Here is a 553-nt window from a genome sequence, read left to right on the forward strand (position 1 = left end):
TGCTGTTTGTTTGACTTTTGCTTGTTATAATCCATCATTTTGAGTAATTAGTGAATTTTCGTGCCTATCATCTAGAAACAATGTACAAAAATTAAGGATAATTTATGAAGACCCTTAGTAAAACCACAGTATTGACGGCTACTGTCACCGCAGCCCTCACCTTGAGTGCGTGTCAAAGTACGCCTTCATCACCTGTTATCCAGCGTGCTAACTCTATTTATGAAACGACTGGTATCGCAGATACCAAAGTAAAGGCTCAGCAAAATGCGATAGACAGCGCGCAAAAGACTTGCAAGAGTAAGCAAGTGATTATCGTCGATGACAAAGTGACGTATAACGGTATCTTGGATGAGCGCACTGGACGTATGGTTGGACAAGCTGGTGCGGTTATCGGCTCAATCTTCGGCACTGGTACGCCAGATTTGTCCCGTAGCGACGATTATGAGTACAAGATCAACTTTCGTTGTCAGTGATTGACAGTCAGTCTATAACCAACAAGATGGGTTAATTGCAGCATTACTGTTCTCTCTTTTTGTATGTCCGTTTTTGGGTT

General features: G+C 42.1%; 1 protein-coding gene. It reads left to right on the forward strand.

All coding sequences use genetic code 11. The features are described 5' to 3' along the window. Positions 1-104: 104 nt before the first annotated feature. Positions 105-473, forward strand: coding sequence for a hypothetical protein (locus ACS8FD_RS23565; protein WP_439260763.1), 369 nt, complete (start codon positions 105-107; stop codon positions 471-473). Positions 474-553: the final 80 nt, after the last annotated feature.

The sequence above is a fragment of the Psychrobacter sp. 1U2 genome (genome assembly GCF_051847575.1).

Coding starts and splice junctions, on each gene's coding strand:
- ACS8FD_RS23565 (WP_439260763.1), top strand. CDS start 105: ATGAAGACCCTTAGTAAAACCACAGTATTGACGGCTACTGTCACCGCA.